The organism is Pseudohongiella sp. O18, assembly GCF_021729085.1.
Classification (GTDB): domain Bacteria; phylum Pseudomonadota; class Gammaproteobacteria; order Pseudomonadales; family Pseudohongiellaceae; genus Pseudohongiella.
Window position 1 is genome coordinate 1,167,367 of sequence record NZ_JAJSAR010000001.1, and the last position, 20,570, is coordinate 1,187,936.

General features: G+C 55.3%; 8 protein-coding genes and 1 pseudogene. 4 read left to right on the forward strand and 5 right to left on the reverse strand.

Going from position 1 to position 20,570, the window contains the following annotated elements; all coding sequences use genetic code 11:
* Positions 1–126 precede the first annotated feature (126 nt).
* Together LVD14_RS05190 and LVD14_RS05195 are read left to right on the forward strand one after the other, a co-directional pair.
* A complete protein-coding gene (locus LVD14_RS05190) occupies positions 127–10,650 on the forward strand; it encodes a DUF11 domain-containing protein (protein WP_237132971.1) in 10,524 nt (3,507 codons plus the stop codon).
* Positions 10,651–10,717: 67 nt separating this feature from the next.
* Positions 10,718–11,824, forward strand: a complete 1,107-nt coding sequence (locus LVD14_RS05195) for a S1C family serine protease (RefSeq protein WP_237132972.1) — start codon at positions 10,718–10,720, stop codon at positions 11,822–11,824.
* Between the two features lie 51 nt (positions 11,825–11,875).
* Here the strand turns inward: LVD14_RS05195 and LVD14_RS05200 are convergent, their stop codons facing one another.
* Positions 11,876–13,831 carry an ATP-binding cassette domain-containing protein gene (locus LVD14_RS05200; RefSeq protein ID WP_237132973.1) on the reverse strand — a complete coding sequence of 652 codons (1,956 nt, stop codon included), beginning with the start codon at positions 13,829–13,831 and terminating at the stop codon, positions 11,876–11,878.
* A 120-nt stretch (positions 13,832–13,951) separates the two neighbouring features.
* Between LVD14_RS05200 and LVD14_RS05205 the strand changes: the two genes are divergently transcribed.
* On the forward strand, positions 13,952–14,653 hold the full coding sequence (locus tag LVD14_RS05205; RefSeq protein WP_237132974.1) for a response regulator transcription factor: 702 nt from the start codon (positions 13,952–13,954) through the stop codon (positions 14,651–14,653).
* Positions 14,650–15,960 carry a sensor histidine kinase gene (locus tag LVD14_RS05210; RefSeq protein WP_237132976.1) on the forward strand — a complete coding sequence of 437 codons (1,311 nt, stop codon included), beginning with the start codon at positions 14,650–14,652 and terminating at the stop codon, positions 15,958–15,960. The genes LVD14_RS05205 and LVD14_RS05210 overlap by 4 nt, the downstream gene beginning before the upstream one ends.
* Positions 15,961–16,158: 198 nt before the next feature.
* Here the strand turns inward: LVD14_RS05210 and LVD14_RS05215 are convergent, their stop codons facing one another.
* The 4 genes and pseudogenes from LVD14_RS05215 to LVD14_RS05230 all read right to left on the reverse strand — a co-directional run bounded on the left by LVD14_RS05215 (position 16,159) and on the right by LVD14_RS05230 (position 20,558).
* Positions 16,159–18,141 (reverse strand): Gldg family protein, encoded by a 1,983-nt coding sequence (locus LVD14_RS05215; protein ID WP_237132977.1) that lies wholly within the window; start codon positions 18,139–18,141, stop codon positions 16,159–16,161.
* A 12-nt stretch (positions 18,142–18,153) separates the two neighbouring features.
* A complete protein-coding gene (locus LVD14_RS05220; RefSeq protein WP_237132978.1) occupies positions 18,154–18,900 on the reverse strand; it encodes an ABC transporter permease subunit in 747 nt (248 codons plus the stop codon).
* 65 nt (positions 18,901–18,965) lie between these two features.
* A pseudogene (locus LVD14_RS05225) lies at positions 18,966–19,655 on the reverse strand (ABC transporter ATP-binding protein); the annotation flags it as partial.
* A 165-nt stretch (positions 19,656–19,820) separates the two neighbouring features.
* Positions 19,821–20,558: a hypothetical protein gene (locus LVD14_RS05230; RefSeq protein ID WP_237132980.1), complete on the reverse strand. Its 738-nt coding sequence runs from the start codon at positions 20,556–20,558 to the stop codon at positions 19,821–19,823.
* Positions 20,559–20,570: the final 12 nt, after the last annotated feature.

A 20,570-nucleotide genomic window follows, 5' to 3' on the forward strand; every position in this document is an offset into this window, starting at 1 on the left:
GTGTAAGTTGATAATAATGCATTATTTATTCAGGTGTGACCTCCAATGCGAGACCAGCGGCTAACGCGGCCTCCACATACAAGCAAGGCCCCTGACTGTCGTCGGGGTAAATCTGCTGGCCGACAGATGCTCGGCTGGGGCGCACGCCTGCTCGCAGCTGTTGCTGCTGGCACTATGGGAGTCAGCCTGGTGATCGCCCAGACACCAGGGCCGCTGCCCGTTATCGGCACCGGCGGCAACACTATTCAACAGGTCACTTCACCACTTTTTGGCACCGGCGGAAATTCCCAATATACCCAGGGCGCCTATCGTGTACATGTATTTACTGGTAGCGGCACATTCACGCCGCCTCAAGGTCTGACGCAGCTTGATGTGCTGATTGTAGGCGGTGGCGGTGGTGGTGGTGGCTTCCGTGACGGTGGCGGCGGCGGCGGTGCCGGCGGTTTGCGCTGGGAAACCGGCGTGACAGTCAATCAGTCAAGCTACAATATTGTCGTCGGCCCCGGTGGTGCTGGAGGCAATAATACCAACACTGCCTCTGGCGACGGCCAGGCGGGTGGCAATTCCTCGTTCGGCGCCCTGACAGCCACCGGTGGTGGCGGTGGTGGTCGTGGTGATGGTAGTGCAACCACGTCGGCTGGCAAAAACGGCGGTTCGGGCGGTGGCGGCGGTTCAACCAACCAGAACAATAACCCCAGAGCGGGCGGTTTGGGCACGTCGGGTCAGGGTAATAATGGTGGTCAATCCAATACAAGCTCCAATAATAACAACCAGGCTGCCGGCGGTGGTGGCGGTGCCGGTGCGGCAGGTGCTGCCGGTAGCAATGGCGCAGCAGGTAACGGTGGTATAGGTCAGGACTTCAGCGCTCAGTTTGGCACGGGTGTAGGCGCCAGCGGCTGGTTCGCGGGCGGTGGTGGTGGTGGCAAGCGGAATAGTCAGTCTGCAGGTACCGGTGGTCAGGGCGGCGGTGGTAATGGTAATAACCAAAATGGCGGCGGCAGCGCTGGACAGGCCAATACCGGCGGTGGTGGTGGCGGCGGTGGTGGTGTAGGCACGTTTAACGGCCAAAACGGTGGCAGCGGTATAGTTATCGTGCGCTACATTCCACCCACAGAGAATTTCGTTGTTCACAGCTTTACCTCCAGTGGAACATTCGTCCCGCCACCAGGCGTCAGTTCCGTAGACGTGCTGACTGTCGCCGGTGGTGGTGGCGGTGGTACCTCGCGGGGATTTGGCACGGCGGGCGCCGGTGGTGGTGGCGCGGGTGGTCTGGTATACCGAACCGGATTTGCCGTGTCCGGTTCCGTGCCAGTTACTGTCGGTGCTGGCGGTGCGGCAGGCGCAGGCGCTGCCAACCAGAGCGGGGGTAATGGCGGCAATTCTACGTTTGGTTCATTAACTGCTCTCGGTGGCGGTGGTGGTATTGGCGGCAATGGTCAGGGTAACGCCGGTGGTTCGGGTGGCGGATCCCGGGGTGCTGCAGGTGGTCTGGCGCAACAACCAGGGGCAGCGACGACGGGTAGTGGATCGGCCGGCGGCACCAGTGGTGGTTCTCCTGGGGGCGCTGCTGCCACAGGCGGTGGTGGTGCGGGCGGCGCCGGCCAGAACCTGGCGGGTACCAGCGGCGAAACGGGCGGCAACGGTGGCGTCGGTCTGTCTTATAACATCAGCGGCACATCAACCTTCTATGCCGGAGGTGGTGGTGGTGGTGCAGCGCAAAACCTTGCGGCCGGCGGCACCGGCGGTAATGGCGGCGGTGGTAATGGTGGTAACGACGCTACGCCCCCAACTGCGGGTACCGCCAACCGTGGTGGCGGTGGTGGTGGTGGTAATAACTCTGTAGACGGTGCGGCTGGTGGCAGCGGTATTGTGATCGTTCGTTACCGACCGCCGAGCGCTTCAATCACCACGCAGCCGTCAACATCAGCCATCAGTGCTACGCCCTTCAATCAGCCAGCCGTGGTCACGCTGCTGGATGCCAGCGGCAATCCTGTCGTGGGCAGGAATGTCACAGCGAATATTGAGACTGGTGGTGGTACGCTTGGCGGCACCACTACGGTGGCGACCAATGGCTCGGGTCAGGCAGTGTTTACCGATTTGACCATCACGGGCTCGGCGGGCGTTCGAACGCTTGGATTTACCCCAACCGGCACCAATACAAAGTTGATATCGAACAACGTCACTTTGATCTCCTATCACTTTGAGATTTCGCACCAGACGAGCAATGGGCGTTGTAGTGCGTTTACACCCATCACCATCAGCGTTGTCGACTCCAACAATAATCCGGTCACCAACTTTGCCGGTACCTTCACCCTCAACAACAGCTCTGTGGGCAGTTACGCGCTTGCCGCTGGTCAGCAGGGATCAGTAAACGACGCGACGCTGAATGATGGTCAGGCCCAGGTAACCATGGTTGCCGGCAACAATGGCAGCATTGTGGTCAATTTCTCTACCAGTGTGGTTCAGACCTATCAGTTCAATGCCAGTGCGGGCTCTATTGGAACGCAGAACTATGCCATATCATTGACCATTGAGGATTGTGCGTTCCGTATTTTCCACGATGGTGCGAGCAGCGCCTGCACGGTTGAACCGATTACCATTCGTGTCGTTACCGCATCAGGTACCACAGTGGCAGGTTATACAGGCAGTGTGAATATAAGCACAGCAGGAGTTACCGGAGGCAACTGGAGTAAAACCAGCACAGCCAGCGATGCGCTGGGAACCTTGACACCCGGCACAGCGAATACCGGTGCCGCCTCGTACACGTTTGTCGCCGCAGATAACGGCGAGATTATTCTAAACTTTCAGAACAACAGCATAGAGACGGTCAATTTTAATATTGTGGCGGCGAATGTGTCGCAACCGTCTGGCCAGTACGATCCGAATTTAACCAATACCGCCTGTACGTTTCGGGTAACGCATAGCGGCAGCTCGGACGTCTGTTCCATTGAGCAGATAACCCTGACGCTGGTCAACAATGTTGGTACACAGATCACCAACTACACTGGCACTGTCAATTTGAGCACCAGTACCGGCTTTGGTACCTGGGTTGATATAGGGCAGAGCGATGGCAGCCTGGTCGATCCGGTAAACGAAGACGGTAATGCCACTTACGCGTTTCAGGCGTCGGACAACGGCCAGATTGTCCTTGGGTTCCGGCATAGCTCCAATACCGGACCAGTCAATATCAATGTCTCTGATGGCGTCTCGCTGGATCCCCGCAGCTCTGCGAACATGTACGACCAGAACATCCAGATTGCGCTGTGTACTTTTGAAATCTCCCATGGATCGGCGGCCAACGCCTGCGAAATCACGCCAGTCACCTTTACGGTACGTGACAGTAGCAACAACATTGCGACCGACTATATCGGAACCATGCGGATCAGTAACAACACCAATGCAGGTGACTGGTTGCTGTCCGGCACTGCCGAAGGCTCCATCACTGCACCATCCGGCGTCAATACCGGCATCGCAGACTATACGTTTGATGTGGATGATCAGGGACAGGTCATTTTGAATTTTACCAGCACGATAACCGGCATTATCAATTTCGATGTCGAGGACGGATTGATAGTCGAAAATGGGGCATTTGACCCCAACCTGTTTTATAGTGGCTGTTTTCCATCAATATTTGATGGCGCCCAGTGTACCAACCCCGGTACCTCAACATCGGTAAGTATCCCTGCTACAAACACCCAGGCATCACTTAAATCGCGGATGGTGCTGATGGCCACCATGCAGATTGGTGATTCCAGCCCGGGCACCTCCGCGACGTTTGCAGGTGTGCCCATGACGCGTGTAATTCGTGTTGAGAATGATGACCAGGCGCTGGGCGTTACGACGGAGATCTGGGCCATTTTTGACGCCGATCTGCCATCGGCAGCGGGATCTTACGCTGGCGTATTTAGTGGGGGGGTAAATAATCCTTCCATCTGTATGATATCGGTTACCGGTGTCGAGCAGGGTATACCTATCCCCGCGGCGACTCCCAGCCAGGGGCCAGTTAACGGCAATACCTACACTGGCCCCTTTGTTAATGGCCAGCATACGGTCTCATCAGGTATCACCACGGATACGAATAACTCCTTTGTCTTTAGCGTGGTAGCCAACGATACCATTCTGTTTAACAGCTTCAACTCCTGGTTCTTCCGACCCTCTCAACCACTGTCGACCTTGAGCGGAATTTGGGGAGGGTACATCTCGAGTGGCAGCCCGCCCTTCAGGGAGGCGCCTACACAGTCACGGCCGAACCAGGCGCCGGTGGGAGACGATGATCCGAGGGGTGCGTCGGCGGGCTCAGCCGGTGTGTTGAGTGCCGCCGGTTTTATCGAAGTGGTCGAGCCCTTTGAGGGCTTCAGCTTCCAGGGCCCGACCATGAACGCGATGGCGGTGGCAGCATTCCGGCCATTGATCAACGGGGAGCCGCTGGCTGACGACTACGTGCCCGTCACACTATACGAAACCTACTCAGGCTCCATGTCCTATGTCGCACTGGGTAACTCCATGAGGCTCAATGGGTCGAGAGCTGACCTGGTTCCCGATCCCTCTGTGGATTGTACTTTCGTTGCCGAGGGTACCGGCACTACAGGTACGCTTTCCCTGCCCGCAGGCTCTACCGTGACAGCAGCCTATCTCTACTGGATGGCCTCAGGCGACGAGGAAGATGCTGATAATCAGGTGTCATTCGGTCCTGACGGTAGCGAAGTTGCGGTGGTTGCAGACCAGATGTTCCAGGCGGTCAATGTGACTGCCGTGGATGCCGGCTTCTTTGCCGGTTATGCGGAAGTGACCTCGCTGGTCTCGGGATCGGGAACCTACCGGGTCAAGGACCTGGCTGTGCAAAATGGTGGCGTGTGGGATGATAACGGTACCTGCGCTGGTGGATGGGCCATGATTGTAGTTTATGAACATCCGGACGAGCGTTTGCGTGTGCTGAACCTGTTCCATGGACTGCAGCCCTTTCAGTATTCGGCATTCACACTGGTGCCGCGTAACTTCCGTATGGCTACTTATGATTTTGCTGAAATATTACCTAATGGTCAGGTAACCCACATTACTCTGGAAGGCGACGAGCAGCTATCCACGGGGGATGAATCTCTGGGAATACAGACAGCGCCCAACGCGACAACATTCAGTTCGTTGCCGAACAGCTTCAATACATCAAGCAATGAATTTAACTCAACCGTGACGCGACCGATTTACGCGGTTGGCGGAACCGGATTTTTTGAATTCCAGTCCACAGCAGGCATTAATGGCGATGGCTACCAGATCGACTTCCCAGGGCCTGACGCACAGGAATCGGGGCGCAGCGGTAATCAGATTGGCTCAACCTGGGGTATTGACGTTGATACACACTATCTCAGTCCCACCGTATTGCAGAACTTCTCTCAGCCAAACGCCGAGGCTGAGGAAATCACCACGCGTTATAGCGCAGGCCAGGACGTCGTGCTGCTGGTCTCCGAGGTTATCAGTGTCACCAACTTCCCGATCGCGGATATGGAAGTGTTCCTGTCGCAAAGCGGTACACTCAAAGTCAATGGAACCGCGAATTACCAGGTGACCGTTACCAATAATGGCAATGGGTCGGTATCCGGTGGTGATGCCAATGGTGAAGTCACCGTCGCCATGAGGCTGCCGGCAGGCATGAGTTTTACCTCAACAGGCGCGGTTAGTGGCACAGGCTGGACCTGTAGTGTTACGTTGTCACCAGGCGCATTCACATGTACCTATGATATCGCCACGACCTATTCCGGCGGGCAACTGCCCTCCGGTAGCAGTTTGCCAGTTATCAACATCAACGCTCAGATCGGCAGTCCCACAGACTTCCCACTGCTGGATAACACCACACCTGTCGTTGTAAGGATGCAGCACACCGGCGGTAACTGTACTGCGGAAGCCAACGGTTATATCCCCGACCCGGAAAGTTGTGATCGAGCACCGCAGTTTGATAACCGAAACGACCTGCAGGGTGGCGTGATTGACATCGATGACCTGAATCAGAAGTCATCCAGCAACAATAATGTGGATCGCGTTGTAAGTTCCATTCGTGGCCTCGAAACCAATCTGCGCATGCAGAAGTCTGTAATCGGCACGCTTGAGACCGGACAAACAGGCCAGTACCAGCTGATTGTTACCAACCTGGGGCCGGATCCCACATCAGCGACAATCACGGTGACAGACAGTCAACCAACTGGTGTTCAATTTACGAGTGCGTCAGGTGTGGGCTGGACCTGTGGCACGGTAAGTCCGACCCTCAGTTGCACCTATGCAGGGTCGCTGGCAGTCAATGCCAGCGCGACCATTCTGTTGAATGTTGATGTAGTGGGCGGTCAGGGCTTTAACGTAACGAATACGGCGCAAGTCAGTATCGGTACCGGAAACTTCGATACCGTGCCCAGCAACAATGCCGCAACTGATATCACCACGATTGTGGGACCACCAGTAGCTTCACAAGAGCGATTCCTGCTGTCAGTGTCGACCCCGGCGAATTCGACAAGTATTGGTGGGCTTGGACCGTTCGAGAATCACGACCTGATTATCTACGACCCGGCGACGGATCAGGCCACAATGTTTTTTGATGACAGCCTGGTCAATAGTGGACGAATCGATGACATTAATGCGGTGCACTTGCTCAAAAATGGTCATCTGATTCTTTCAGCCAATGGTTCCAGCACGATTGGCAGCAATAACCTGGCCTTTGGTCCGTCTGACCTGGTGCGATACGACCCTATTCTCGATCAGGCGACCCTGTTCCTGGATGGTGACACTGTTTTTGCGGATCCCAATAACACCAATATCAATGGTGTGTACGTGATGGATGACTGCAGCGCCAACAATAATAATGAAAGCTGTAGTGTACTGTTCACTACCACTACAGGTGGAGTTGCCGGTACCAATAACCTGGCATTTACCAGCTCGGATATTGTCATTTACTATCGTTCCGGTCCTCTGGCTGGACAGGCAGCGATATACCTTGAAGGCAGTGATTCGGATGTATTTGGTGCAACCGAAGGCAACGGCAATGTAAACGTAGATGCGTTTTACCTTCGTGTTGATCCAAACAATCCCAGTGGTGTGATCGATACCTTTGTGCTTTCGGCTGACAACGCGACCGCTGTCATTGGCGAAGGCCTTGATCCGGTAACGGGTACCTTATTCACGCGAGATGATGTCACGGAGCTTGATAGAACGGCAGGTGAGACACAGAATCTTTTTGTGGGTGACGAGCAACTCGGCGTTTTTGAGACCTCGAACAATAACCGTCGCCTGGATGCTTTGCACCTGATCGAAGATGGCTATATCGGGCACTTCAGGGTTCGACAGGACCAGGGCGGCAGTGTGTGTGAAGCGGGCGTCATTCGCATCAGCAAGCACGACGGTCTGACCCATAATCTTGATACAGACTATTACGGGTCGGTACGCATCAGCACCAGCACAAACTACGGTACCTGGCAATTGCAGACCGGGAATGGCACTTTCACTGACCTGGGTAACGGTGATGCCCGTTACACGTTCGCTTCATCAGATGGCGGTGAGGTAGTGCTGCGACTGCTGCACGACCAGGCAAATACCGTCAATGTAAACGTTACCAACGGGATTGCGACCGAACTGGCGGGCAGTGAAGACCCCAACTTTACATTCAATGATGTCCTGACCCCCATTACCTGGTTCGATACCTTCACCACGTCTGCGTTCACAAACAATGAGGGTAGCCGCAACTGGTCTGGCGCGTGGACAGAAGTTGACGGAGTGTCTGGGACAGTTGGCAGTGGAGCAGGTCCGGGAACCGGTAATATCCAGGTCATTACGGCCACTGGACGCCTGCGTCTGACCAGCAGTGTAGCAGCAAATAACAACAGCATTTCACCGTCACTGACTCGCGTGTTTGACCTGGACGCAGTGCCTTTCAGCGAAGATGTGTTCCTGAATTTGCGGTACGGACACACGGCGCTTGCTGCCAGTGACTCACTGGTCGTCGAGGCCCGAGGGTCATCCAGCGACCCCTGGTTGTTGGTCAACAATTTCACAAACATCACGGCCAACCAGGCCAACTCGTCAATTCCAGTGTCGTACAACCTGAGCACGATTCTGGGTAATGGTTCCCAGAGCTTCTCTGCCACCTCGCAGGTCCGCTTCCGCGTAAACAGTGGATACGAGCTGGAACGCTACTTCTATGTGGATCAGATCGAGATAGCGACCGCAACTAACGAGTGTGGCTACACAGGCACGGGTTCGCTGGACCACTACGCTATTTCTCACTCGGGCTTTGGTATCTCCTGTGTTGGATCGACCATCACTATAACAGCGCATGACTCGCAGGATGATCCGATTGATGCGGGCGGTGAAACGATAAACCTGAGCATCGCGCCTGCCAAAGGCGTCTGGGCTCGTGTATTGTCTGGCGCCGGTGCACTCACCAGTATTGCTTCACAGACCGATAATGGTGTCGCGTCGTACACATTTGCACCTGGAGAACAAAGTGTATCCCTGCTTTTGAACTACACGGTACCAGCAGGTGCCTCGCAGCCGGTCAATATCAACGTGCAGGGTGTAACCAGTACCAAAACAGAGATTGAGGATCCAACCCTGCAGATATCTGAAGCCGGCTTGCGTTTTTACAATGAGACTCAGTCAAACGAAACCATTCCGTATCAGATCGCAGGTAAGCCTTCCAACGTGAACCCGCTGGCGCAAATACTGACTTTGCAGGGTGTTCGCAGCTCGGATGACAATCCGCAGCAGTGTGTGCCGCTGTTCGATGCGGGCCAGACCCTGACAATTGGCGTGGCCGCAGAATGTAAGAACCCGGGCAGCTGTCAGGCTGGAGAGTCGTTCAGCGTTAATGGTGAAACTGTTTCCCTGGTAAACGATAACAGCACCGACGGAGCTACAACCTACACTGATATCGACTTGAATTTTGTCACGCAATCCAGTGGTGCACCGGGTGCTACACTGGTGCTGAATTACTCCGATGTTGGTGTAATGCAGTTGCACGGTCGTTTCGACATTCCGTTTGGTTTCTTTGGTACGCCATCGCCGGATAATCCGCTGACAGCGCCTGGCTACTCAGGAGACCTGATGGTGGGCAGCAGTGAAGAGTTTGTTGTAAGACCATTCGGTTTCGCCATCGACTTTCCCGGCGCGCAAGGGCTGGACCGGGCTGGCAGTCTGCCAGCAAACAATTTTGCTGACCGCAACGGCGCCACTGCAGACTCCTATGCCGCGGACCAGGACGGCAATGTTTTTGTAAATGCTGGTGAGGGTTTTGATCTGGTTGTGACGTCAATGGGATGGCAGGCTGGTGACGACGTGGATCAGAATGGTCAGCCAGATGCGGGTGCCAACCTGCATGATAATCGCGCAACACCCAATTTCTACTATGACAGTGATGGCGTCAGTGATAACTATCGCATCAAACTGTCGGTCACAGAAAACCAGGTGGAAGCTCTGGGCGGCGTGCGTGGGACGCTCAGCCAGGATATTCTCAATTACAATAGTTTTAATAACTACGCGGTTGCCGCAACAGGGTTTCTGAATACCAATTATAATGAAGTCGGTATCATCGACTTACAGGCGCAATTGGTCGACAGCAATGAAGACCCGGTCACTTACCGCGGAACTGATGTGATTAATGGTGCAGTCAGTGACGTTGGACGCTTCTACCCGGTTCGTTTCGAAGTGACCAGTGATATGTTGCTGCCACGTGTTAACGCCACGTGCAGTCCGCCATCCGTATTTACCTACATGGATGAGCCTTTCGGTGTCGAAGTAGAGCTGGTCGCCCGCAATGTGCAAGGCGACCCGACTGTGAACTACCGAAATGTCTTCGCAAAGCTGGGCGCATACAACGACCTAAATTTCCGGGCGATCGAGGAAAGTAACCCCGGTGACAATAATAACCTGACGACGAGACTGGCAAACAGCAGCGTGCCAACTAATTTCCAGACTGACTGGGGGTCCATACAGGGTGGCGAGCTGGTGCTTGATGGCAATCTGATATTCCAGCGGGCCAACCCGGCTGACCCAGACGGCCCATTCTCTGGTCTGATCATTGCCATGGTACCGATTGACAGTGACGGCGTGACGCTGGATGCTGGCGATCTTGATGCCGAGATAACGGACGGCGACCCAGAGTTCTTCGAAATTGACAGACATGATTTCCGATACGGCCGTTTGCTTGTAAACAATGCCTACGGTCCGGAAACCGAGCCGCTCGCCATTACGTTACAGGTCGAATACTTTGATGGCAGCCGGTTTATCATTAACAGCGACGACAACTGTACATCGATAAACGCCGCAGAGTTGGACCTGCTGTCGGGCACCTATACCGGCAATCTTGATGACGGTGAGACAGCGATCACTACACCACAGACCTCCACTTTCCATGACGGCCGCATACAGGGAGTTCAGGCAGCTACCAACCCAACTGATCCAACGCTGGAAGCATCAGCGCCAGGCGAAGACAATGGTGGCACCGTTGATGTGGAGTTGGATCTGGACGATCTGGGGCTGCAGTTCCTGCAGTTCCGCTGGCCGCATCAGGATGTCAATTACAATGAGAACCCGCGTGCACAGCTTGAGTTTGGTCAGTTCCGCAGCCACGACAGGGTCATTAACTGGCAGGAGCTTTATAACGGGCCGTCACCCTGACGGCCCTTGAAATTGGTCTGGGCAGCTACCATGATGAAATGAGTATGTTTCTGTAGCAGGATCGCCCATGAACACGTTTTCAGCCCGATTGACCCGCTTGCTGGCTGCCTGCTGTGTGCTGGTCTCGTCCATCCTGGTTCTGGCACCAGCGCAGCTTGCCGCGCAGGCAGCCCCCGATTACACAGCCTTTCGCACCAACGATGAAGACAACAACATTGAGGTCTTCAAGAAAGCCAGCCCATCGGTGGTATACATCACCAATTCCCGACTCGTGCGGCGTTCGTTCCTGTCGCTGAACCCGGAGGAGATACCTCAGGGCAGCGGCTCAGGTTTCGTATGGAATAGCGATGGTTATATTGTCACCAATTTCCATGTCATTCAGAACGCATCACGCCTGACGGTTCGCCTTCAGGATGGTACTGCCTGGGACGCGCGAGTGGTGGGCGTTGAGCCCGACAAGGACCTGGCGGTGCTGCATATTGAAGCGCCTCAGGATCATCTGGTTCCCGTTGAGCTGGGAGACTCCTCATTGCTGGAGGTCGGGCGCAAGGTCATCGCCATTGGCAACCCATTTGGTCTTGATACCACTCTGACCGTTGGCGTGGTCAGTGCATTGGGTCGCGAAATCGATTCAGTGACGCGGCGTCGGATCCGGGACGTCATTCAGACAGATGCTGCCATCAATCCGGGCAATTCGGGTGGACCACTGCTGAATTCCCTGGGCCAGCTGGTCGGCGTGAATACTGCCATCTATAGCCCCAGTGGAGCCAGCTCTGGTATCGGTTTTGCGATACCGGTTAACACCGTCAAAAAAATTGTACCTGAGCTGATTGAGTTCGGACGTGTGCAGACGCCAACGCTGGGCATTGCCATGTTCCCGCCTCAGTATGCTGATTATTATCGCAGCCGCTGGGGTATCACTGGCGTGATTGTGCTGGATGTTATCGAGGGCGCCAGTCCCGAACGCGCGGGCATGCGAGGTCTGACCGAGACCAATCGCGGTATCCTGCTTGGTGATGTCATTATCGAGGTGGATGGTGAGCCGATCGCTGACGAAGATGATCTGCTTAACGTGCTGGAGAATCGCGAGGTCGGCGACATCATCGAAGTTATTTCAATGCGTGATAATCAGCGGGTAAGTTACCGTATTGAGCTACGGGCCAGCCGGCAATGACAGGATAAGACCTCTGGCAGCTGATGCCCTGCTTGCATCAGGGCACTCAGATCAGTCCGTATCCTCCAGAAGCGCACTTTTTTCCAGCCAGGCTTCTTCGGCCTGGCTTAGTTCCGCGCTGCAATATCCCTGCTGACGCACCAGGTCGGCGAGCTCGTCGCGGCGACTGTCGTCATACAGTCCAGGGTCAGCCAGTTTGTCTTCCAGTAACTTCTGCTCGGCACTCAATCGGTCTATGGTTTTTTCCAGCTGTTTGACTTCACGGCGCAGGGGCGCCAGCTGTTCACGTTGCTGGGCCGCCTGGCGTCGCAGTTCTTTTTTGTCGCCCGACGAGCGGTCCGCGCTGGAGCCTGCTGATGCCGCGTTGCTTTTTCCTGATGCATTACCAGCCTTGCTGTCCGTTTTTTCGGTAGCGGCTGTAGCAGGCTTGGCTGCTGGGGCGTCAGGGTTCTGCATCCAGGCGGCGTAGTCGTCCAGGTCACCCTCGAATGTGTCGAAACGCCCGTTGTGGACCGTATAAAACTCGTCGACCGTGTTGGCTACCAGGTGGCGATCGTGAGAGACCAGCACCAGCGCTCCCTCAAAGCCCTGCAATGCGACGGTGAGTGCGTGGCGCATCTCAAGATCCAGGTGGTTGGTGGGTTCGTCCAGCAGCAGTACATTGGGCTTTTGCCAGACTATCAATGCGAGCGCCAGTCGTGCCTTTTCTCCACCTGAAAAGTTGATGATCGGCTCAACAACACGATCGCCGCGAAAATCAAAACCGCCAAGGAAGTTGCGTACTTCCTGTTCGCGCACTTTCGGGTCATGTTGCTGTATCAACTGCAGGGGGCTGGAGCGCAGGTCTATGACGTCGACCTGATGCTGTGCAAAATAACCGATACGCAGATGTTTGGAAGCGACTGTCTCACCATCCAGCCAGGGCAACTGGCCTGCCAGTGTTTTCAAAAGTGTGGACTTGCCCATGCCATTGAAGCCAAGCAAACCGATTCTTGTCGTGTCCATCAGCTTAAAACTGATGCCTGAGGCGACAGGTGTCTCATAACCAATCACTGCTTTCTTGACGCTTAGTAAATCGCTGGCCGTCTGTGGTGGCTTGAAAAACTCAAAGCGAAACGGTGAGTCAATGTGCGCCGGAGCAATGTCCTGCATGCGGGACAATTCTTTCAGACGACTCTGTGCCTGGCGGGCTTTGCTGGCCTTGGCCCGGAAACGCCGCACGAAATCTTCAATTTCAGCCTTGCGTCGCTGCTGCTTCTCAAACTGCGCCTGCTGCTGGGCCATACGCTCCGCGCGCTGTATTTCATACGCAGTAAAATTGCCGCGATACATGAACAGGGTCTGTTGCTCAAAACTGATGACGTGGTCGATCACCTTGTCCAGGAAGCTGCGATCGTGAGAGATCAACAGCAGTGTGCCTGGATAGCGATTGAGCCATTGCTCCAGCCACAGGGTGGCTTCCATGTCCAGGTGGTTGGTTGGCTCGTCCAGCAGCAACAGATCGGAAGGTGCCATCAGTGCGGCTGCCAGGTTCAGTCGGATACGCCAGCCTCCTGAGAATGACTTAAGCGGCTGTTCAAACTCGGCTACCTTAAATCCGAGGCCGGAGAGCAATTGTTCGGCACGAACGCGGATGCTGTAGCCGTCGATTTTGTCGAGCTCGTTGTGAAGGCTGGCTATCGCATGTCCATCGTGTGCTTCCTCGGCCTGTGCCAGCTTCGATTCGATTTGCCGATACCGTTCATCGCCATCTATGACGTGATCGATCGCCGAACGCGCCGAACCTTCTGTTTCCTGCTTCATCCAGGCACAGCGCAGACCATCGGGCATCAGCAGATCGCCAGCGTCGAGACCGATCTGTCCGGTCAGGCAGGCAAACAGGCTGGATTTACCGGCGCCATTGCGACCGATGATGCCGGCCTTCTGGCCTTTGTTAATGGTCAGGGTCGCGCTTTCCAGCAGCACGTGTTCACCGCGCATCAGGCGCGCATTTGTCAAATTGATCATGATTGGCGTTCGAGTCTGCGGGAAAAAAGGCGTATTATACGTGACTGCGGCCGACTTGCAGGCCTGCGCGTGTTTTTATCAGATTGATTTATCCTTGGCAAATTCGTAAACTCCCGCGTTATGAAACAAATCCTGATTATTGACGACGACGAAAAACTCGGCCAGCTACTGACGCAGTATCTGGAGCGCTACGATATGCAGGTTACTGTGGCGCACACGCCGTCGAAGGGATTTGAACTGCTCAAGCGCTCCAAGCCGGACCTGCTGATTCTGGATGTCATGCTGCCAGAGAAAGACGGCTTTGAAATATGTCGCGAAATCCGCGCAAAATCCTCTGTCTACGGTCACCTGCCCATCATGATGCTGACAGCGCATGGCGAAGTGACTGACCGCATCGTGGGTCTGGAGCTGGGTGCAGACGACTATCTACCCAAACCCTTTGAACCCCGTGAGCTGGTCGCCCGGATTGCCAACATTCTGCGCCGAGCTGGTGATGATACGCGACCCAGCAGTGACCTGCCATCAATCGAAGGGCTGGAGGTTGATACAGCTCGCCGGACTGTGCATCTGGACGGTGAACTGATCGAGCTGACCACGATGGAGTATGAACTTCTGGTGCTGTTCATGCAGTCGCCCAACAAGACCTTTACACGTGACGAGCTAATGAATCGCCTGCGTGGTATTGATGCAGAACTGTTCTCTCGCGCTGTTGATACGCTGGTCAGCCGATTACGTCACAAACTCAAGGACACCTCCAAAACGCCACGCTTCATTAAAACTGTCTGGGGGCGCGGCTACACGTTTGTCGGCCAGTTAAAATGAAGTTCCGCCTGCCGAAAGTCACTGAGTCGCTGTACTTTCGACTCTTTCTGATCTTTTCCGGCACTGTGATTTTCTTCCTCATCACGATTACCCTGTCTCTGCGTCAGATCGACGAAAACTGGCGCCGCGAGCGGCTTAATCCGCTACCCGTTTTTTATCTCGACAATGTTCGCCTGATCATAGATGCCATTGGCATTCCTCCCAATATGGAGCGTGCAGAGCAACTAGCCGAAGATCTGTCGCTGACCATCATTATTCGCAGTCCCTACATCAACTGGCAGTCAGATGATCAGTCGGATCTGGATATCTCGGCTGCTGAGTTTGTGCGGCGCCTGTCAGAAGATGCGGAGATGCTTGCCGTTGGCAGTGAGCAGGTGATACGTGTCGCCCGCGGTGGTTATGAGTATTTCCTGAACCGGAAGTCGCCCTCCCTGAGTGACTTCGATTACCTGGTGATTTACATCGGCCTGGGTTTTGCGATTGTCATACTATTCTCCAATTACCTGCTGGTCCGGCGTTTGATGGATCCGGTCGGACGCCTGCGTCAGGGAGCGGAAAAAATCTGCGAGGGTGATCTCGGCTATCGCGTTGAAGTCGCCCGTAATGACGAGCTTGGCGAGCTGACGGAAAGTATCAACCACATGGCTGATTCGCTGCAGTCCATGCTGGAGGCAAAGCGGCAGTTGCTGCTGGCGATCAGCCACGAGCTGCGCACGCCCGTGACCCGAGCCAAACTGCAACTGGAGTTCATGGACGAGGGCGATCTGAAGGAAGCCTTGAGCGAGGACATCAATGAGATAGACCTGCTCATTTCCGACCTGATCGAAGCAGAACGCCTGAGCACGAAGCACTCGGCACTGACTTCGGACGATGTGGATTTTGCCGACTATATCGGCATGCTGTCGGAGCAGTACCGTGAATACGAAGGCGGGCTGGTGGTCGAGCTGCCTGACGACGACAGGGCCATGCATATCGACAAGCTGCGTATACGTCTGTTGTTTGCCAATATCGTCAACAATGCCATGCGGCATGGCCGCAACCGCCCTGTTGTTGTTCATGTGGAGTTTTCAGATAACGAGGCGCTGCTGCAGATCTCTGACTCCGGAGAAGGTATCTCTGCTGAGCACCTTAAACACGTCAAGGAACCCTTCTACCGGGTGGACAACTCCCGTACGCGTAATACCGGCGGGTTTGGGTTAGGACTTTATCTTTGTAATCTGATTGCGGAAGCGCATGGTGGTCGTATGTTGATAGACAGCCGACCCGGAGAGGGCACCCGGGTCAGCATCTATCTGCCTATCCACTAACGGACTGTTGAAAAACTATCTCGGCTTTGGCGTCCTGCGTCGCCCTATCTCCTGCATCCATGCAGTCGTGTGTTGCCATTGCTTCGTTAAAAACAGGCTCAAAATGCTCATTTACTCGGTGTAAACTGCGCTTTTTCGCCTGTTTTTGTCTCGCACTGACTGCCTCGATTACGTTTTTCAAAAGCCCGTCTCGCAGGCTTAGCGTGCGTGCGCGAATCGGCGTCGGCGACGCGACTTCAGCAGTGACACTGTCAGTACGACAATAATCAGCAGTGCTGGAATCAACCAGGTGTTGATGATCTGCAGCACGGTGCCCAGTCGATCGATTTCCTGATTCAGGCGGAACTGCACGTCTCTCAGTTCGCGGCGGGTCTCCAGCTGCAGCTGCAGGAACTGTTCAATTTGGGCTTCCTGCTCCGGTGAAATACCGGTAGACCCTTCCTGGTTCAGCGCCATCAATTGCTGCTCGGTTTGCGACAGGCGCTCCAGCAGACGGGTTTCTTCCGCACGCAGCCGCTCGTCAGCTTCACGCTGCAGATCCAGTACCCGTGTAAATGGGCGTGCGTAGCGTCCGCGGCTGCGGATGTTGACCAGTTCGGTGCTGCCGCTGAGATTGTCCAGCGCATTGATCATGAAGTCGCCGTTGCTGGCAAAGGCATTTATGACACGCTGACCGGCAATTTGTTGTGACTGCGCCCACATGCGATCCGCCAGCACGTCGCTGTCCGCAACCACGATAACGGCGATATCGCCATCGGACTCGCTGAGGTGGTTGTCTGGCATGCGGTAGGTCACTTCTGCCTCAGCGGGCTCTTCGGTTTCTTCCGCAGCGCTCAGGGGGTCGTCGGAGGCCTCGGTCGCTGGCGCACCAATGGTCACCGGAGCAGGCTCTGGTTCAACCGGCACACCCTGCGGGAAGGCTGTCTGGGCGGGGCCTGATACGCGCGCGGCAAGCGTGTGCCGTCGGTTCTCAGACTCAAACTCATCGATCAGCAGAGTCGGGTCACCCATTTCACTGAAGAAACCGGGCGCCATCAGCATGGTCTGTTCCGATGTCTGAATCAGTGGATCGAATGTGGTGCTGGCGCTCTCAATCGGTGAAAGTGAGCCAGTGGATGACATGTTCATCACTTCCAGCTGTCCGCTGACGATATCGTCAGCAAAGCCTTCGCGCTGAATGCCCAGCATGCCGTAATGTGCAACCGGACGCTGTCCTGCCTGAAGGGTCACGTAAAGGGCGAGTTCGCTATCGGTGACAACCTGTTCCGGGTTGTAGTCAACTCCCCAGGCTTCCAGCAGGCCCGGCAGGTCCGATGCCATGGTGTCGCGGAAGCCACCACCGCTCATTGCGATCTGTGTCTGTGTGTCGGAATTGGGATCAACAAACACAATCGCGCGACCGCCACGCAGCACAAACTGATCAATGGCGTACAGTGTCTGTTCGGGCAGATCCTGAGGATGGACGATCATCAGGATATCGATATTCTCGCCAATCTCCTCGACGTCCAGCTGCAGACGTTCCACGTCATACATATAGCGGACGGTATCCATAACCGCCCAGGCACGACTTGCCTGGTTCGTGGCAGGGTTGAAGCCACCATCGATGTCCAGTGAAGTGATAAGGCCCACCACGGTCGGGTCCGGGTCAATGACGCGAGTAATCAGACGCGCAAATTCGTATTCCAGGAACTCTTCCTGATCCGGGCGGATTAGCGGAATCGTTTCATAGACACCGGGCTCACCATCTTCTGCGGTGCTGGGGTCAGATGCCACAACACCAAAGTAGACTGATTCCCGGCCCTGTGCCAATGGTACGGACTGTATGCCGTAGGCTGTGGCGAGATCCTCTTCCGCGGAGAAGGGCTCCGGATCAATCATTTCCAGACTCAGCATGCCATCACTGGCAATGACGATCTCGCGCAGCATTTCCTGGACGCGTTGTGCATAGGTGCGCACCTGAGGCACCTCGGAGGCGGCTTCTTCCGAGTAGAAGAAAGTCAGTTCCAGCGGGCGGTCAAGATCGCTGACGATGTCGCGGGTTGCATCACTGAGGGTATAGAGATTCTGCTGGGTCAGGTCCAGTCGCAGTCTGGGCAGCAGACTGATCAGGGTAATGACAATAATCAGGCCGACTGCGACAGTAGCCAGCCCGGCAGGCGAATAGAGTGCTTTGTTCTTCATGGCCGGCTGCTCCTAGTTGGCTTTCTTGATTTCAATGACGATGGCCGATGCCATTAGCCAGGCACCAATGACAGCTGCAAAGAACAGCATGTCGCGGATATCCAGCACGCCTTTACTGATGGCATCGAAATGCGTCAGAAAACTCAGGCTGGCGATGGCGTTGGTCAGAAACTCTGGCGCCCATCCTGAGAACGCGTTGAGCACAATGGCAGAGCCAGAGGCTACAAAGGCAAAACAGATCGCCACCGTCAGAATGAAGGCAATCACCGCATTACGGGTCATTGCTGACATGCAGGAGCCGATGGCGAGGAAGCCGCCGGCCATAAGCCAGCTGCCGATATATGCCGCCAGGATGACGCCATTGTCCGGATTACCCAGGTAATTGACGGTAATCCAGATCGGGAATGTCAGCAGCAGGGCAACGCCACTCAATACCCACGCAGCCAGGAACTTGCCGAGTACGGCGTCGCGCAGTTTGATGGGCAGTGTCATCAACAATTCGATGGTGCCAGTCTTGCGCTCATCGGACCAGAGTCCCATGGCCAGTGCCGGGATCATGAACAGATACAACCAGGGATGGAAGTTGAAAAATGGCTGCAGGTCAGCCTGCCCACGAATAAAGAAACCACCCAGGTCGAAGGTGAATATGCCGTTCATCACCAGGAAGATGACGATAAACACATAAGCCAGAGGCGTGCTGAAGTAAGCCATCAGCTCGCGTTTGAAAATAATGCCGGTTTTGCCGAATAGTGAGTCCATGCTGATCAGGCCTCCTGCGCTGTGACACTGCGGAAAAACGCTTCGAGGCGTCCCGGTGCTGTCGGCATGTCGGCAGCATCGGTAACCGGGGCCTGCGCTTCCAGTTCGTTAGGTGTGCCATCGGCAACAATACGGCCATTGGCGATAATGATGGCGCGTGTGCACACGGCACTGACTTCTTCAAGAATATGCGTCGAAACGATGACGATCTTGTCTTTGGCCAGGTTGCGAATCAGTTGGCGAACCTGATGCTTCTGATTGGGGTCGAGGCCGTCCGTCGGTTCATCCAGAATCAGGACCTTGGGATCATGCAGGATAGCCTGTGCCAGTCCTACGCGCCGTTTGAAGCCCTTGGACAGGGTATCGATGGTCTGTTCGCAAACGCTGCTCAGGTCAACGTCATTCAGGACCTTTTCGACACGCTGCTGCATTTCTGTGCCAGAGTAGCCGCGAATCTGTGCGATGAACTCAAGGAACCCCAATACAGTCATATCGGGGTAGCTGGGGGCGCCTTCTGGCAGATAACCAATGAGCTGCTTGGCAGCCAGCGGATCGGTGCGAATATCATGACCGTCTATGGTCACGGTGCCCGAAGTGGGAGCCAGAAAACCGGTGATAATCTTCATGGTCGTGGACTTGCCCGCGCCGTTTGGACCGAGGAATCCAAGTACCTCGCCTTCGGACACGGAGAAACTGAGGTCGTCCACCGCCGTAAAATGTTCAAACTTCCTGGTTACGTGACTGATTTCAATCATATTCTTATTGGCCTGTCATGATGTGCGGACTTGTGTCCAGCCTGGGCAGGACATCACATGGTTGGCTGAATATAGGGGCGCATAGGCGATTTTTCAACCGCTGTCACCCGCTTGTTTTTTCCATTTTGAAACAGGCGGAGCCGGTGGGGGTGATCTGTTCGACATTTACCGGTTTGCCCTCGCTGTCGAATTCGACGTAACCCATGCCGGAGGCGTTGAAAAGCCGCTCGCCGCGTGAAGCTCGCCGCGACGGTAGTAATTGTATTCACTGTCGAACAGCTCTTTGCTGTTGTTGACCAGAGCGCCTTCGATGGTTTCGGGGTACAGGCCAAGTTTATTGATCAACTGATGGATGGCGGTAAGCATGGGGCCGGCGACATCATCCACATAAACCTGGTCGCCAGACAACAGCAGGGCGCCCGGCCACTGATCTGGCTGTTCGCTGCGCTGCGCCAGCCAGTTTGCTGCCGTGACCATGCCGCCATCGGATGCGTGATGTGGCTTGCGACAGGAGCCGTGCAACAGTTTGTCCGTTCGGCTGCGCAGCACAAATCGTGGCAGAGACTGTCCTGGCTGTGCAGCATCCGCAGCCCATTCAGTCAGGACATGCCAGTCCTTTGTGTGCCCGTCCAGCCATAGCAGGTCGTACTCTATGAACCGATCTTGCGGCAAAGGTGCTGCAGGTGTGAAGCTCAACAGGTGGAGATAACAATGTTCGCCTACCCTGACCGGGTGGTGCGTGACAGGTAGCACGGATTGCCATTCATCGTGGTCGACGGACAACTGTAGCCGGAAATCAAGTGGGGACTGACTCGCCAGCCAGATGACCAGCCGCCCCGGTTCCATCCTGCGTAGTATGGGGCCTGCCAGTATCTGCTGGCGTTGTTCTGTGGTGTTGGGCATGCCCCGATTATA

Excerpts from the sequence above, each read along its gene's own strand:
- LVD14_RS05195 (WP_237132972.1), top strand. The coding sequence starts at position 10,718 with ATGAACACGTTTTCAGCCCGATTGACCCGCTTGCTGGCTGCCTGCTGT.
- LVD14_RS05190 (WP_237132971.1), top strand. The coding sequence starts at position 127 with ATGCTCGGCTGGGGCGCACGCCTGCTCGCAGCTGTTGCTGCTGGCACT.
- LVD14_RS05200 (WP_237132973.1), bottom strand. The coding sequence starts at position 13,831 with ATGATCAATTTGACAAATGCGCGCCTGATGCGCGGTGAACACGTGCTG.
- LVD14_RS05215 (WP_237132977.1), bottom strand. The coding sequence starts at position 18,141 with ATGAAGAACAAAGCACTCTATTCGCCTGCCGGGCTGGCTACTGTCGCA.
- LVD14_RS05230 (WP_237132980.1), bottom strand. The coding sequence starts at position 20,558 with ATGCCCAACACCACAGAACAACGCCAGCAGATACTGGCAGGCCCCATA.
- LVD14_RS05205 (WP_237132974.1), top strand. The coding sequence starts at position 13,952 with ATGAAACAAATCCTGATTATTGACGACGACGAAAAACTCGGCCAGCTA.
- LVD14_RS05220 (WP_237132978.1), bottom strand. The coding sequence starts at position 18,900 with ATGGACTCACTATTCGGCAAAACCGGCATTATTTTCAAACGCGAGCTG.
- LVD14_RS05210 (WP_237132976.1), top strand. The coding sequence starts at position 14,650 with ATGAAGTTCCGCCTGCCGAAAGTCACTGAGTCGCTGTACTTTCGACTC.